Below are 15,042 nucleotides of genomic sequence, written 5' to 3' on the forward strand. Positions count from 1 at the left end.
TTGACCGCCCATCCGGCGGACCTGCCGGGCGCTGAAAACACCCTGTAAGCTCCTGATTCGAAAGCGTCTTTGCGAAAAAATCTCATGCCTCGCCCCCTTTCTGCCACGATCCACACCGCCGCACTCGCCAATAATCTCGCCGTCGTCCGCAAATACGCGCCGCAGTCGAAAATCTGGGCTGTCGTCAAAGCCAATGCCTACGGGCACGGGCTTGCGCGCGCCTTTCCCGGCTTGCGCGCAACGGACGGCTTCGGCCTGCTCGACCTCGAGGAGGCCGTAAAATTGCGCGAACTCGGCTGGGCCGGGCCGATCCTGCTGCTCGAGGGCTTCTTCCGGCCGACCGACATCGACGTCATCGACCGCTACAGCCTCACCACCGTCGTCCATTGCGACGAGCAGTTGCGCATGCTCGAAATGGCGCGCCTTTCGAAGCCGGTCAATATCCAGCTCAAGATGAACAGCGGTATGAACCGGCTCGGCTACACGCCGGAGAAGTACCGCGCGGCGTGGGAGCGCACGCGCGCCTGTGCAGGCATTGGCCAGATCACGTTGATGACGCACTTTTCGGACGCCGACACGCCGCGCGGGATCGGCGAGCAGATGGCCGTGTTCGAGCGCGGCGCGCAGGGCATCGCGGGCGCGCGCAGTCTCGCCAATTCGGCGGCCACGCTCTGGCATCCCGAATCGCACTTCGACTGGGTGCGCCCCGGCATCATTCTGTATGGCGCCTCGCCTTCGGGCGTGGCCTCTGCGCTCGACGGCACCGGCCTGCAGCCGGCCATGACGCTCGCCTCCGAGCTGATCGGCACGCAGACGATCGCCGAAGGCCAGAGCGTCGGCTACGGCTCGATCTTCACGGCGCGCCAGCCGATGCGCATCGGCGTGGTGGCTTGCGGCTACGCGGACGGCTATCCACGCGTGGCGCCCGAGGGCACGCCCGTGATCGTCGATGGCGTGCGCACGCGCGTAGTGGGGCGCGTCTCCATGGACATGCTCACCGTCGACCTCACGCCGGTGCCGGGCTCGGGCGTGGGCACGCGCGTCGAGCTGTGGGGCGCGAACCTGCCGATCGACGAGGTCGCGCAGGCGTGCGGCACGATCGGCTACGAGCTGATGTGCGCCGTCGCGCCGCGCGTGCCGGTGCGGGCGGAATAAGCAGGCGTAAGCGGGCATAACTAGAAACAGGCACCATGGCAAAAAGCATGGCGAAAGCAAAGACGCTCTATATCTGTAGCGAATGCGGCGGACAGGCGCCGAAGTGGCAAGGGCAGTGCCCCGCATGCGGGGCGTGGAACACGCTGGTGGAAAGCGTCGCGGAACCGGCGGGCAATCACCGCTTTCAGGCGCTCGCGAAGAGTGCGCCGGTGCGGCGTCTGGCCGACATCGAGGCGTCCGACGTGCCGCGCTTCACCACGGGCGTCGGCGAGTTCGACCGCGTGCTGGGCGGCGGGCTGGTCGCGGGTGGCGTCGTGCTGATCGGCGGCGATCCCGGTATCGGCAAGTCCACGCTGCTGTTGCAATCGCTCGCGCAGATCGCGGCCGAGCGGCGCGCGCTTTACGTGAGCGGCGAAGAGTCGGCGGCGCAGATTGCGTTGCGTGCGCAGCGGCTTGCGCTGCTCGATCCGGATTCGAAGGCGAGCGAGCTGCAACTGCTCGCCGAAATCCAGCTCGAAAAGATCCAGGCGACCATCGAGGCCGAAAAACCCGACGTCGCCGTGATCGACTCCATCCAGACGATCTATTCCGAGGCGCTCACGTCCGCGCCCGGTTCCGTCGCGCAGGTGCGCGAGTGCGCCGCGCAACTCACGCGCATCGCCAAGCAGTCGGGGACGGCCATCATCATGGTCGGTCACGTGACGAAAGAGGGCAACCTCGCGGGCCCGCGCGTGCTCGAGCACATCGTCGATACAGTGCTGTACTTCGAGGGCGACACGCATTCGTCGTTCCGGCTCGTGCGCGCGTTCAAGAACCGCTTCGGCGCGGTCAACGAGCTGGGCGTGTTCGCGATGACCGAGCGCGGACTGCGCGGCGTGGCGAATCCGTCGGCGCTGTTTCTCTCGCAGCACGAGCAAAGCGTGCCAGGCTCCTGTGTGCTGGTGACGCAAGAAGGCTCCCGGCCGTTGCTCGTGGAGGTGCAGGCGCTCGTCGATACGGCCCAGGTGCCCAACCCTCGGCGCCTCGCGGTCGGGCTGGAGCAGAACCGCCTCGCGCTGCTGCTGGCGGTGCTGCATCGTCACGCCGGCATCGGCTGCTTCGATCAGGACGTGTTTCTGAATGCCGTGGGCGGCGTGAAGATCACCGAGCCGGCCGCCGACCTCGCCGTGCTGCTCGCCATCCATTCATCGATGCGTAACAAGGCGTTGCCTAAGGGTCTGATCGTTTTCGGCGAAGTGGGGCTCGCCGGCGAGATCCGACCCTCGCCGCGCGGCCAGGATCGTCTGAAGGAAGCGGCCAAGCTCGGTTTTACCTGCGCGCTGATTCCCCGCGCCAATGCGCCGAAGCAGCCGATCGAAGGATTGAACGTGCTCGCCGTGGAGCGGATCGAGGAGGCCATCGACCGCGTGCGCGAGCTGGAGTAGGCCGGGCGCGACGGCGCGGTCTGTCGCGTAATGATTAGTAACAACCCTGGTACGTACTGTAACCTTTTCGTTTCGCGATTTCCCTATCCTTGCGCGGATGTTCAACTCCGTATCCAGCGGAAAGGATAGCGACTTGAAACAGATTGAATCGTCCATCGGCGGCAACCCGGTCGTCGTGCGCGGCTGCCGCGTCTCCGAGCCGCTCTTGCAGCCTTGGGGCAGCAGCTGCCGCATCGTCGAGTGGATCGACAGCGACGGCCGCATCTCGCGTCAGGTGGTGGCCGGCAACGTCACGGCGGCGCAGGTGCGCAGCACCATTGCGCATCATGTGGAAGGCCGCAAGCACGTGCTCTACGACGACGAACGCGCACCGCGTCAGACGCTGCCGCGCCGCTAGGCCGGCGTCCTCACCTCATCCCGCCATCGAGAAAATGGGCGCTTGAAGCTCCGTTTCGGAGTGCCATCAGGCGCCCATTTTCGTCTTCCCGCAGTTCGCTCAACCCCAGGGACCATAGTTGAACGGCTTCTTGCCGGGCGGCTGGCCGGCCTGTGCCGGGTTGCTCCCGGGCGCGCCGGCGGGCGCAGTGGCGGGGAAAGCGGCGCCCTGACCGGCTGCGCGGCGCGCCGCGGCTTCGCGCTGGGCGGCGGCCTCGTCCAGCAGCGCCTGCAGGACTTCGGGGTTGAAAAGCGGGTGGTTGGCGGCCTCGCCGGGCGTGAGGACGGGCGAAACGCAGCAGTCGATCACTTCGAGCCGGTCTATCCACGTCTGCAGCGTTTCGCTGGCGATGAGCGCGGCGAGTTCGCGCGTGAGCGCTACCGCGTCCGACCCGCCTGGCGCCTGGCCGAGACTCCAGTGCCGCTGGGCCCAATCCTCGCGGCCGATGGCCGTGCACAACGCCTGCCAGAACTTGAGTTCGAGCGCGCCGACGGCGAGCCAGCGCTCGTCCTGGGTGCGGTACAGGTTGTAGCAGGGCACGCCGCCGTTGAGCAGGCCACCGCCGGGCTGGAGCGCCGCTGCGTCGTCGTTGGCGAGCGCGACTTGGGCCATCACGTTGTGCGCATGTGCCTGGTGTGCCATGGAGATGTCGATGAAACGGCCCTCGCCGCCGCGCGCCACGTGCCAGAGCGCGGCGAGGATCTGTGTGAGCGCCGCCTGCGCGCCGCCGAGCAGATCGGCGATCTGGAAGTTCGGCAGCACGGGTTCGCCCTCGCGCGTGGCGATCTGGTCGAGCACGCCCGCGTAAGCGATGTAGTTCAGGTCGTGGCCCGCCCGGTCGGAGAACGGCCCCTTCGTGCCATAGCCCGTGATCGCGCAGTAGACGAGCTTGGGGTTGTTCGCGCGCAATGTTTCGTAGCCGAGGCCGAGCCGCTCCATCACGCCGGGGCGAAAGCTTTCCACCAGCACGTCGGCGTCGCGCGCGAGCGCGAGCAGCACGGCGCGGCCGCCTTCGGACTTGAGGTCGAGGCGCGTCTCGCGCTTGCCGCGGTTGACGAGCCGGTAGAACGCGCCTGGGCGGCCTGCGACTTCGTCTTCGGCGCTTTGCATCATGTTGCGCGCCGCGTCGCCGGTGCCCGGCGGTTCGATCTTCAGCACGTCGGCGCCCATTTCCGCGAGGCGCAGCGTGGCCACGGGCCCGGGCAGGAGCCGGGTCAGATCGAGAACGCGCAGGCCCTGCAGTGCGGGGGGTATCGACACTCGTTTGGCTCCTGAAAATGACGCTGGCCGGGGCGCCGTGCCCGCCAGCAGGGCGTCAGCCGATCTGTTCGAGCTCCTCGTGGGCTTCGAGCCATGCGGCTTCGAGCGTTTCGAGGCGCCCCTGGACTTCGGCCTGACGGCGGATGGCTTCGGTCAGCCGCGTTTTTTGCGCCGGCTCGTAGCTGGCGGGGTCGGCGACGAAGGTGTCCAGCGTGCCTTTTTCGGCATTGAGCGCATCCATTTCCTTTTCGATCTTGCCGATCTTCGCCTGCAGCGGCTTTTTCAGGTGCGCGAGCCGCTGACGCGTCTCGGCTTCCTGGCGACGCTGCTCCTTGCGGTTCACGCCGGCGTCGCCATCGAGCGCATTTGCCGTGCCGGGCGCCGCGCTCTTGAGCGCCGCGCGCTGCTCGGCGGCGTGCTGGAGCAGCCAGTCGCGGTAATCGTCGAGATCGCCGTCGAACGGCTGCAGGCGGTGCTTCGCCACCAGCATGAACTGGTCGGTCGTGGCGCGCAGCAGATGCCGGTCGTGCGAGACGAGGATCAGCGTGCCTTCGAACTGCGCGAGCGCCATGGTGAGCGCGTGACGCGTTTCGAGGTCGAGGTGGTTGGTCGGCTCGTCGAGCAGCAGCAGGTTCGGCTTCTGCCAGATGATGAGCGCGAGCGCGAGGCGCGCCTTCTCGCCGCCCGAGAAGGGGGCGATGGGCGCCGTGGCCATCTCGCCTGGAAAGTTGAAGCCGCCCAGGAAGTCGCGCAACTCCTGCTCGCGCGTATCGGGCGCGAGGCGCGCGAGATGCTGCAGCGGGGTGTCGTCGGGGCGCAGCGTTTCCAACTGGTGCTGCGCGAAATAGCCGATCTGCAGACCCTTGCCGGTGCGCAACTCGCCCGAGAGCGGCTCGAGCGTCGCCGCGAGCGTCTTGATGAGCGTGGACTTGCCCTGGCCGTTCGCGCCGAGCAGGCCGATGCGCTGTCCGTTCTGAATCGACAGTGAGACTCCCTCGACGATGGGCGTCTCGACACCGTCGTCGGCGCGGTAGCCGCAGCGCACGCCGTCCATCACGAGCATGGGGTTGGGCGCGGAGTCGGGCGCGCGAAACTCGAACGTGAACGGCGAGCTGGCATGCGCGGGCGCGATCAGCTCCATCTTCTCGAGCGCCTTGACGCGGCTTTGCGCCTGGCGCGCCTTGGTGGCCTTTGCCTTGAAGCGGTCGATGAAGCTCTGCAGATGCGCGACGGTTCGCTGCTGCTTTTCGTAGGCGCTTTGCTGGAGCGCGAGTTGTTGCGCGCGCAGGATCTCGAACTGCGAGTAGTTGCCGCCATAGCGCTTGATCTGCTGGTTCTCCAGATGGAGCGTGACGTTGCAGACCGAATCGAGAAACTCGCGGTCGTGCGAGATCACGATGAGCGTGCCGGGATAGCGGTGCAGCCAGTCTTCGAGCCAGACGATCGCGTCGAGGTCCAGGTGGTTCGTGGGTTCGTCGAGCAGCAGCAGGTCCGAACGGCACATCAGCGCCTGGGCGAGGTTCAGGCGCATGCGCCAGCCGCCCGAAAAGCTCGCCACGGGCTGCTGCGTTTGCTCCATGGTGAAGCCGAGGCCGAGCAGCAGCGCCTCGGCGCGCGCGGGCGCGGTGTAGCCGTCGGCGTCGGCGAAGGCCGCGTGCGCCTCGGCCTCGGCCGCGCCGTCGTGGGCCGCCGAGGCCGAGGTGATGCGCGCCTCGATTTCGCGCAGCGCGGCGTCGCCGTCGAGCGCGTATTCGAGTGCGGTCCGCTCCACAGCCGGCGTTTCCTGGGCGACGTGGGCGATCCGCCACGAGGGCGGCATCGAAAAGTCGCCGGCATCCGCATGCAGCTCGCCGCGCAGCACGGCGAACAGTGTGGACTTGCCCGCGCCGTTGGCGCCGATGAGGCCGACCTTCTCACCGGGATTCAGGGTGAACGAGGTCTGGTCGAAAAGCGGCTTGGTGCCACGGGCAAGGCTGAATTGATTGAAGCGGATCACGAGAGCGCCAGCAGGGATAAAACGTAAAGCGCTATTTTAGACTGCCCGGAGGCTGCGCCGGCATCGGCCGAACGGCTAACGCGCGTAATCAGGCATCCGGCCATTCGGCCAGGCTGTGGCGGGCCGGTTTTCTCACGTAGACTGGCGCTTTCGTTGGGAGAGCCAGATGTCGACGGTTTATTCGTTTTCGGCCGAGCCGCTCGGCGGCGGCACGCCGGTGAGCTTCGAGCAATATGCGGGCAAGATCATCCTGATCGTCAATACGGCGAGCGAATGCGGGTTCACGCCGCAGTACGCAGGCTTGCAGCAGTTGCATCAGCAGTACGCCGCGCGCGGCCTCGCGGTGCTCGGTTTCCCGTGCAATCAGTTCGGCAAGCAGGAGCCGGGCGACGCCGTGCAGATCGGCGCGTTTTGCGAGAAGAATTTCGGCGTCACGTTTCCGATGTTCGAGAAGATCGACGTGAACGGGGCAAACGCGCATCCGCTCTACAAGTGGCTCAAGGGCGAGGCGCCGGGGGTGCTCGGCATCGGCCGGATCAAATGGAACTTCACGAAGTTCCTCGTGGACCGCAATGGCAACGTCGTCAAGCGCTATGCGCCGGCCACGAAGCCCGATGCCATTGCTGCGGACATCGAAGCCCTGCTCTAAAGGCCGCTTGAAGGCGCGCTACAGAATCGGCGCGAAGAGGCGCGCGACATGCATCGCGATCTTGCGCCACGCGCGCGCGTTGCGGTATTCGCTGCGGTCGATCTCGAAGGTGTCCTCGAAATCGCGCAGCAGCATCGCCTCCACGTCCGACGCAAAGCCGCGGTGCACGGTCAGCACCATGATCTCGAAGTTCAGGCGGAACGACCGGTTGTCCAGGTTCGCGCTGCCGATGGCGGCGGCGGTGTCGTCGATCAGCACGACCTTCTGGTGCAGGAAGCCCGGCTTGTAGCGGAAGATGCGGATGCCCGCGCGCACCGCGTCGAAGGCGTAGAGCGTCGAAGCCGCGAACACCACCAGGTGATCGCGCCGGCTCGGGATCATGATGCGCACGTCCACGCCGCGCAGGGCCGCGAGGCGCAGCGCCGAGAACACGGCCTCGTCGGGCACGAGATAGGGCGTCGTGATCCAGATGCGCTTTTTCGCGGCGTTGATCGCCTCGACGAAGAAGAGCGAGCACGTCTCCTGCCGATCGGCGGGGCCGGTGGGCATCACGAGGCAGTGCATGTCGTCGCCGTCGCGCGGCTTGAGCGCCGGTGGCGCGCAGCCCGGCAACTCCTGGGTGACCCAGTACCAGTCTTCGGTGAAGGCGAACTGGATGTTCGCCACCACGGGACCGCGCACTTCGATGTGGGTGTCGCGCCACGGCGAGAGAGGCGGCTTCGCGCCCAGATATTCGACGCCCACGTTGTGGCCGCCCACGAAAGCGCGCTCGCCATCCACCACCACGATCTTGCGGTGGTTGCGGAAGTTGAGCTGGAAACGGTTGACGAAGCGGCGTTTCGTCGAGAACGGATGCACTTCGATGCCGCCCGCGCGCAGCTCGTTCACGTAGCTCGCGGGCAGGTCGAAGCTGCCGATGCTGTCGTAGAGGAACAGCACGCGCACGCCGCGCGCCGCGCAGGCGAGCAGGATCTCCTTGAGCATGTCGCCGAGCGCGTCGGCGCGCACGATGAAGAACTGCACGATCACGTAATGGCGCGCCTCTTCGATGGCGTCGAAGATCGCGGCAAAGGTGGCCTCGCCGTTGACGAGCGTGCGCACTGTGTTGCCCGGCACGAGCGGCATGCCGCCCAGATGCGAGAACGTGCGGATCACGCGCGTGCTCAATTCGTCGGCTGGCCAGTCGCCCGTATTGGTGAGTCCGTCGGCCGCGGCGCCGGACTGGCTCCAGTCGGGCACATGTGCGCGTGTGCGCAGTGTTTCGTTGCGCAGGCGACGCGCGTCGGCGTAACCCTCGAACTTGCTGCGGCCGAGGAACAGATACGGGATCAGTGTGAGGTAGGGCATCGTCGCGAGCGAGACGGCCCAGGCGATCGCGCCTTGCGAGGTGCGTGTGTTGAGGATGGCGTGGCCCGCCGCGATCACGCCGAGCAGATGGATGATCGCGAGCAGGGTGCCGAGGGTTGACCAGTCGAATCGCATAAAGCCGCGGGACGCTCCTGAAGGCGTACGGCGCGCGGCGAGCGCGCGGATCTTGCGAGCCGCCAGACGTCCATGCCGCGTGAGCCGGGAAACGCTCATCTTACCGAAGCCTGTCGGGTGGCGGCGGTTGGGCTGGCACGCCCGCTTTGCGCCAGGCATGGGCGCGTGCCCGGGTGAACGCCGCCACGCAGCGCCCCCGGGGCGCCGCTGGCGGCTACGGCCCTCGATCGGGCCGGTGTCGGGCTTAGACCGGCAGGTCCGCGGCCTGGATCAGGAACACCTGGTCGTCGCCCGCGCTCGTCGAGAGCCAGACGAGTTCGAGACCGCCGAACGCGGCTTCCACGTGCGCACGCTCGTTGCCGATCTCGACCACGAGCACGCCGTCGTCGGTCAGCCAGTTGCGCGCTTCGCCGATGATGCGGCGCACGATGTCCATGCCGTCCACGCCGCCCGCGAGCGCCATCTCCGGTTCGTGGCGGTACTCGGGCGGCAGCGATTTCATCGATTCGGCGTTCACGTACGGCGGATTCGTGATGATCACGTCGTAGCGGCGCTCGGGCAGCGGCGCGTACAGGTCGCCTTCGAAGAGCGAGATGCGCTCGTCGAGGCCGTGCTCGTGGACATTGCGCGCCGCGACTTCGAGCGCGGGCGCCGAGAGGTCGACGGCGTCGATGTCGGCGTTCGGGAACGCGTGCGCCGCGAGGATCGCGAGACTCGCCGAGCCCGTGCACAGCTCGAGCACGCCACTGACTTGCTCGGGGTCTTCGACATAAGGCTGCAGACCGTCCTCGAGCAGCTCGCCGATGAACGAGCGCGGCACGATCACGCGCTCGTCGACGTAAAAGCGCAGGCCGTGCATCCACGCTTCCTGCGTGATGTAGGCGGCGGGCACACGCTCGTTCGCGCGGCGCTCGATCACGCCGAGCACCTTGTCGATTTCCTCGGGTGCGAGGCGCGCGTCCAGAAACGGATCGAGCAGGTCGAGCGGCAGATGCAGCGTGTGCAGGATCAGGTACGCGGCTTCGTCGTAGGCGTTGGACGAGCCGTGGCCGAACGCGAGCTGCGCAGCCGTAAAGCGCGAGACGCCGTAGCGCAGCAAATCGCGAACGGTAGAGAAGGTCGTGGCTAGCGGATGGGTCATGTTTTGTACTCCAGCGGTATTCCAGCAGGCTCGGGCGCCACTCAGGCAATCAATTGTTCCAGCACGCGGCGGTACACGTTCTTGAGCGGGTCGATGAATTTCACTTCGATGTGCTCATCGATCTTGTGGATGCTGCCGTTGGGCGGTCCGAACTCGACGACCTGCGGGCACATGCGCGCGATGAAACGGCCATCGGACGTGCCGCCCGTGGTCGACAGCTCGGTGCTCACGCCGGTCTCGTCGAGGATCGCCTTCTCGAGCGCGTTCGAAAGCGCGCCGCGCGGGGTGAGGAAGGGCAGGCCGCTCACGCTCCACTGCAGATCGTATTCGAGGCCGTGCTTGTCGAGGATTTCGTGCACGCGCTTTTGCAGGCCTTCCACCGTGCTGGCCGTCGAGAAGCGGAAGTTGAACATCACGTCGGCGTGGCCGGGGATCACATTGGATGCGCCGGTGCCGCTATGGAGGTTGGAAACCTGCCAGGTGGTGGGCGGGAAGTATTCGTTGCCGTCGTCCCACTTTTCGGCGACGAGTTCGGCCAGTGCCGGCGCGAGCAGATGCACGGGATTCTTCGCGAGATGCGGATACGCGATGTGGCCCTGTACGCCCTTCACGACGAGCTTGCCCGACATCGAGCCGCGCCGGCCGTTCTTCACGCAGTCGCCGAGCGTGTGCGTGGAAGTGGGTTCGCCCACGATGCAGTAATCCATCTTTTCGCCGCGCGCCTGCAGTGCCTCGACCACCTTGACGGTGCCGTCGGTGGCGGGGCCTTCTTCGTCGCTCGTGATGAGAAAGGCGATCGCGCCGCGATGCTGCGGGTGCGCTGCCACGAACTCTTCGCTGGCCACGACGAAGGCGGCGAGCGAGGTCTTCATGTCGGCGGCGCCGCGGCCCCAGAGCTTGCCGTCACGGTGCGCGGGCTCGAACGGCGGCGAGCTCCATTGCTCGAGCGGGCCCGTGGGCACGACGTCGGTGTGGCCCGCGAAGGCGAGCAGCGGGCCCGCGGCGCCCGCCGTGCCGCGCTTGACGGCCCAGAGATTGGTCACGCCGTTGGATTCGATCGTTTCGCACGCGAAGCCGAGCGCGGCAAGGCGTTCGGTCATGATGCGCTGGCAGTGCTGGTCGTCGGGCGTCACGGACGCACGTGCGATCAGGGCTTCGGTAAGGGCGAGGGTGGCGGACATGAATGGACCACTTTCAATAAAAATGCCGGCGCCGCTGATCGAACAGGGGCCGGCAACAGCAAGGGATAACAGTGTGCGCCCGATTTGGCAAAGCCGTGGCAAACCTGTGCCGTTAGCGTGCTGAAGCTTGCCGGCCGCGTTCATCGGGCGCACGCGGCGCTCAACCTGGGCGCGCCGCGTTCAGGCGAACAGCGTCTCGTACTGATCGGCGGAAAAACCCAGCGTCTTCACGCGGCCGTTCACGGCGAGCACCGGCCGCTTGATGATCGACGGCTTGTGGATCATCAGCGCGATCGCGCCGGCGGTCGTGTCGGCTTCGGCCTTGTGCACGTCGGAGAGCCCGCGCCAGGTTGTGCCGCGCTTGTTGATGAGCTGGTCCAGCGACACATCCTTGAGCCAGTCCTGAACCAGCGCATTCGAGACGCCCGCCTTCTTGAAGTCGTGAAACTCGAACTCGACGCCGTGCTCTTCGAGCCACACGCGGGCCTTCTTCACGGTGTCGCAGTTCGGAATGCCGTAGACGACGACGGTCTTTGCGGCCTTCGCCATCAGTCGCCTCGCAGCAGCTCGTTCAGGCCGACCTTGGCGCGCGTCTTGGCGTCCACCTTCTTGACGATCACGGCGCAGTAGAGGCTGTGCGAGCCGTCCTTCGAGGGCAGGTTGCCGGCCACGACGACCGAGCCCGCCGGGATGCGGCCGTACGAAACCTCGCCGGTTTCGCGGTCATAGATCTTGGTCGACTGGCCGAGGTAGACGCCCATCGAGATGACCGAGTTTTCCTCGACGATCACGCCTTCCACGACTTCCGAGCGCGCGCCGATGAAGCAGTTGTCTTCGATGATGACGGGGTTGGCCTGCAGCGGCTCCAGCACGCCGCCGATGCCCACGCCGCCCGAGAGGTGCACGTTCTTGCCGATCTGCGCGCAGGAGCCGACTGTTGCCCACGTGTCGACCATCGTGCCTTCATCCACATAGGCGCCGATGTTGGTGTACGACGGCATCAGCACGACGTTCTTCGCGATGAACGAGCCGCGGCGCGCGATGGCCGGCGGCACGACACGGAAGCCACCCGCGGCGAAGTCTTCAGCCGTGTAGTTGGCGAACTTCGAGGGCACCTTGTCGTAGAACTGCGAGTAGCCGCCGGCGGCCATCGGCACATTGTCTTCCAGGCGGAACGACAGCAGCACGGCCTTCTTCACCCACTGGTTGACGACCCAGTCGCCGTCCTTCTTCTCGGCGCAGCGCAGCGCGCCACGGTCGAGTTCCGCGATCACATGGGCGACGGCTTCGCGCACGTCGTTCGGCGCGGACTTGGGCGAGAAGTCGGCGCGGTTTTCCCAGGCGGTGTCGATGATCTGCTGAAGTTGTTGCGACATGGTGGTGGTTTCGTGTGAGTTCAAATGCGGTGGCTCGCGCACCCGGGAGCGGGCGCGCGGACGGAAGTGGCTTTACTGCTTGAGCGAGCGGCAGAAGTCGACGATGCGCTGCGCGCCCTCGATGCACTCCTCGACGTCGGCGACGAGCGCCATGCGGACGAAGTCTTTGCCGGGATTCGCGCCATGCGCTTCGCGCGCGAGATACGAGCCCGGCAGAACCGTAACATTATAGTCGGCGTAGAGGCGCTGGGCGAACGCGGTATCCGTAAGGCCAGTATTCGCGACATTGGCCCAGAGATAGAACGCGGCGTCGGGCAGCTTCACGTCGAGCACGTCGGCGAGCATCGGCGTTACCGTCGAAAACTTCTGCACGTACTTCGCGCGGTTCTCGCGCACATGCGCTTCGTCGCCCCAGGCGGCGATGCTGGCGCTCTGCCAGACCGGGGACAGGGCCGAACCGTGGTAGGTGCGATAGAGCAGGAACTGTTTGAGCAGCGCCGCATCGCCGGCGACGAAGCCCGAGCGCATGCCGGGTGCGTTCGAGCGCTTCGAGAGGCTCGAGAGCATGATCAGGCGCTCGAAGCCGCGGCCGAGCTGGTGCGCGGCTTCCAGGCCACCGAGCGGGGGCCTGGTTTCGTCGAAGTAGATCTCCGAGTAGCACTCGTCCGAGGCGATCACGAAGCCGTAGCGATCGGACAGCGCGAACAGCTCGCGCCAGTCGTCGAGCGTGAGCACGGCGCCGGTGGGGTTGCCCGGCGAGCACACATAGAGCAGCTGCGTGCGCGCCCAGACGTCTTCAGGCACCTGCGAGTAGTCGCAGGCGAAGTTGCGCTTCGGATCGCTATTCACGAAGTACGGCTCGGCGCCCGCGAGCAGCGCGGCGCCTTCGTAGATCTGGTAGAACGGATTCGGACAGAGTACGATCGGCCGCTTTGCCGGGTCTTTGGCGCCCGCCGTGGGGTCCACGACCGCCTGGGCGAGCGCGAAGAGCGCTTCGCGCGAGCCGCACACGGGCAGCACTTGCGTGGCCGCATCGACGGCGGGCAGGCTGTAGCGCTCGGTCACCCATTTCGCGATCGCCTCGCGCAGCGCGGGGCTGCCGGCCGTGGCCGGGTAGGCCGAAAGGCCGTCGAGCGAGGCGACGATGGCGTCGCGGATCAGCGCGGGCGTCGGATGTTTCGGCTCGCCGATCCCGAAGCTGATATGGCGCAGGCCGGCATTCGGCGCGACGTCCTTGAAGAGCGCACGCAGCTTTTCGAAGGGATAGGGCTGGAGAGTGTCGAGTAGCGGATTCACTGGCTTGGCGGGCGAAAAGCGAAGACGGGTAGACGGATGGACAGCGCGCGGCGCGATGGCCGGCATCGGCGCTTCGGTTCCGGCGGCGACGTGGCCATGTTAGGGCCGGTGTGTGCTGCTGCCCGCCGGTGCGATCCGGCATGGGTGGCGTGGATCGCGGCGGCGCAGCGGCTGTCGTGCGTCGGGTGTGGCTGCTGCGGCTGGAAAAGCGTGAATTATAACTTGGCGTTGCGCCGCCTGCGGGCGCTTGCGTATGCGCGCAGGCGAGGCAAGTGGCGGTGGGCGCGGATCCGCCGGGCCGGCTGGAGGGGCCGAGTGGCTCAAGCGCTGCATGGCGCACGAGATGGCGCAACAGGCGGGAAATCGGGAACGGGAAAAAAGGACAGGTATGCAGTCTGGAAAACGGCCGATGCGCGCGGCTCGCGCATCGGCGCGGTGCAGGAGGACAGGGCGATGAGCACGGGCCTGAAGACCGGGTGGCCGACGCTCGCCATCATGATCGGCGCCTCGGTGTGGGGCGTGGTCTGGTATCCGTTGCGCACGCTGGCGGGCCTGGGCCTGACCGGCACGGCCGCCGGAGCCGCGACCAGCGCCGCGGGGTGCCTGTTCGTGCTGCTGCTGCGCCGCCGTTCGATCGCCACGGTGCGCTGGCACTGGGTGCTGCCGATGCTCGGCCTGGCGGCGGGCGTGACCAACATCGGCTTCGTGTGGGGCGCGATCCACGGCGAAGTGATGCGCGTGCTCCTGCTTTTCTACCTCACCCCGGCGTGGACGGCGATCTTCGCGCATTTCATCCTGCGCGAGCGCCTCACGTGGTCGGGCGCCGCGCTTTCCGCGCTGTCGCTCGCGGGCGCGGTGCTGATGCTGTGGTCGCCGAAACTGGGCCTGCCGCTGCCGGCCAGTTTGGCCGAATGGGCGGGGCTCGCGGGCGGCATCGGTTTCGCGATGAGCAACGTGCTCGTGGTGAAGACGAGCCGCGTGCTGCCGCAGATGAAGCCGGAGATGCGCACGGCCGTGATTTTCGGCGGGGCGGCGATCTTCGGCGCGCTGGCGTCGCACTTCGAGCCGATGCCGGTGCTGCATGCCGGCGAGCCGCTCGCACGCATCGTGCTGCTCGTCCTCGTGCTCGGCCTGCTGCTCAGCTCGAACAACATGCTCGTGCAGTACGGTCTCGCGCGCGTCCCGGCGAACCGGGCGTCGATCATCATGCTGTTCGAGCTCGTCGTGACCGCGCTCTCGTCGTGGCTGCTCGCGGGCGAGACGCCAGGGCCGCGCGAATGGGCGGGCGGCGCATGCATCGTGCTGGCCTCGGTGCTGTCGAGCTGGGTGCACCGCGCGCAGGACGCGGGCAAGCGCGCGGAGCATGAAATGCAGGAGCAGCACGAAAGGCACGCGAGCGCCGACGCCAGCGCGATTGCCCACGCACAAGCATGCCCCATCGACGAAAGCGGGAATGGCGACGGCGGCGCCAATGACAGCGGCGGCCCCCGCGCTTCGGCGCGTAGCGGGCAAAATGGCGCGCGCACGATGGTATGATGGCCGCTGATCCTCGCCGGCCGGGCGCGCGCATGCCGCCTGGCGCGGTGAGCCGTGGCGGCTGCCCGACTAGCCCAGGATGCCCGAAGCGCGTGCGCCATGTGGCGCGT

At 67.1% G+C, this 15,042-nt stretch carries 13 protein-coding genes; 5 read left to right on the plus strand and 8 right to left on the minus strand.

Annotated elements, in window-relative coordinates:
• The first annotated feature begins 84 nt into the window (after positions 1 to 84).
• The 3 genes from alr (at position 85) to BO1_RS22445 (ending at position 2,976) form a co-directional block, all read left to right on the plus strand.
• Positions 85 to 1,155 carry an alanine racemase gene (gene alr, locus BO1_RS22435; protein WP_028219472.1) on the plus strand — a complete coding sequence of 357 codons (1,071 nt, stop codon included), beginning with the start codon at positions 85 to 87 and terminating at the stop codon, positions 1,153 to 1,155.
• 47 nt (positions 1,156 to 1,202) lie between these two features.
• Positions 1,203 to 2,579 carry a DNA repair protein RadA gene (gene radA, locus BO1_RS22440; RefSeq protein WP_028219473.1) on the plus strand — a complete coding sequence of 459 codons (1,377 nt, stop codon included), beginning with the start codon at positions 1,203 to 1,205 and terminating at the stop codon, positions 2,577 to 2,579.
• 133 nt (positions 2,580 to 2,712) lie between these two features.
• The gene (locus BO1_RS22445; RefSeq protein WP_043285923.1) at positions 2,713 to 2,976 is read left to right on the plus strand and encodes a DUF2866 domain-containing protein; all 264 of its coding nucleotides are present in this window, start codon (positions 2,713 to 2,715) and stop codon (positions 2,974 to 2,976) included.
• A 99-nt stretch (positions 2,977 to 3,075) separates the two neighbouring features.
• On the opposite strand, the gene BO1_RS52225 is transcribed toward BO1_RS22445, so the two are convergent.
• Complete coding sequence (locus BO1_RS52225) at positions 3,076 to 4,275, minus strand: CaiB/BaiF CoA transferase family protein (protein ID WP_245643879.1); 1,200 nt, start codon at positions 4,273 to 4,275, stop codon at positions 3,076 to 3,078.
• 55 nt (positions 4,276 to 4,330) lie between these two features.
• Complete coding sequence (locus BO1_RS22455; RefSeq protein WP_028219475.1) at positions 4,331 to 6,271, minus strand: ATP-binding cassette domain-containing protein; 1,941 nt, start codon at positions 6,269 to 6,271, stop codon at positions 4,331 to 4,333.
• Between the two features lie 166 nt (positions 6,272 to 6,437).
• Between BO1_RS22455 and BO1_RS22460 the strand changes: the two genes are divergently transcribed.
• Positions 6,438 to 6,920 carry a glutathione peroxidase gene (locus BO1_RS22460; RefSeq protein ID WP_028219476.1) on the plus strand — a complete coding sequence of 161 codons (483 nt, stop codon included), beginning with the start codon at positions 6,438 to 6,440 and terminating at the stop codon, positions 6,918 to 6,920.
• An 18-nt stretch (positions 6,921 to 6,938) separates the two neighbouring features.
• Here BO1_RS22460 and cls read toward each other — a convergent pair whose 3' ends face one another.
• The 6 genes from cls to dapC all read right to left on the minus strand — a co-directional run bounded on the left by cls (position 6,939) and on the right by dapC (position 13,396).
• Positions 6,939 to 8,402 (minus strand): cardiolipin synthase, encoded by a 1,464-nt coding sequence (cls, locus tag BO1_RS22465; protein WP_028219477.1) that lies wholly within the window; start codon positions 8,400 to 8,402, stop codon positions 6,939 to 6,941.
• Between the two features lie 244 nt (positions 8,403 to 8,646).
• Entirely contained in the window at positions 8,647 to 9,543 is an 897-nt protein-coding gene (prmB, locus tag BO1_RS22470; RefSeq protein WP_028219478.1) for a 50S ribosomal protein L3 N(5)-glutamine methyltransferase, read from the minus strand.
• 41 nt (positions 9,544 to 9,584) lie between these two features.
• On the minus strand, positions 9,585 to 10,724 hold the full coding sequence (gene dapE, locus BO1_RS22475) for a succinyl-diaminopimelate desuccinylase (protein WP_028219479.1): 1,140 nt from the start codon (positions 10,722 to 10,724) through the stop codon (positions 9,585 to 9,587).
• A gap of 180 nt (positions 10,725 to 10,904) precedes the next feature.
• Positions 10,905 to 11,273 carry an ArsC family reductase gene (locus tag BO1_RS22480; protein WP_028219480.1) on the minus strand — a complete coding sequence of 123 codons (369 nt, stop codon included), beginning with the start codon at positions 11,271 to 11,273 and terminating at the stop codon, positions 10,905 to 10,907.
• On the minus strand, positions 11,273 to 12,100 hold the full coding sequence (dapD, locus tag BO1_RS22485) for a 2,3,4,5-tetrahydropyridine-2,6-dicarboxylate N-succinyltransferase (protein WP_028219481.1): 828 nt from the start codon (positions 12,098 to 12,100) through the stop codon (positions 11,273 to 11,275). Before dapD ends, BO1_RS22480 begins: the two co-directional genes overlap by 1 nt.
• Before the next feature lie 72 nt (positions 12,101 to 12,172).
• Positions 12,173 to 13,396, minus strand: a complete 1,224-nt coding sequence (gene dapC, locus BO1_RS22490) for a succinyldiaminopimelate transaminase (RefSeq protein WP_028219482.1) — start codon at positions 13,394 to 13,396, stop codon at positions 12,173 to 12,175.
• 453 nt (positions 13,397 to 13,849) lie between these two features.
• Here dapC and BO1_RS52230 point away from each other — a divergent pair, with 453 nt between their 5' ends.
• Positions 13,850 to 14,932 (plus strand): DMT family transporter, encoded by a 1,083-nt coding sequence (locus tag BO1_RS52230; RefSeq protein ID WP_043285928.1) that lies wholly within the window; start codon positions 13,850 to 13,852, stop codon positions 14,930 to 14,932.
• Positions 14,933 to 15,042: the final 110 nt, after the last annotated feature.

Origin of the sequence: Paraburkholderia oxyphila NBRC 105797, assembly GCF_000685075.1 — a bacterium.
Classification (GTDB): domain Bacteria; phylum Pseudomonadota; class Gammaproteobacteria; order Burkholderiales; family Burkholderiaceae; genus Paraburkholderia; species Paraburkholderia oxyphila.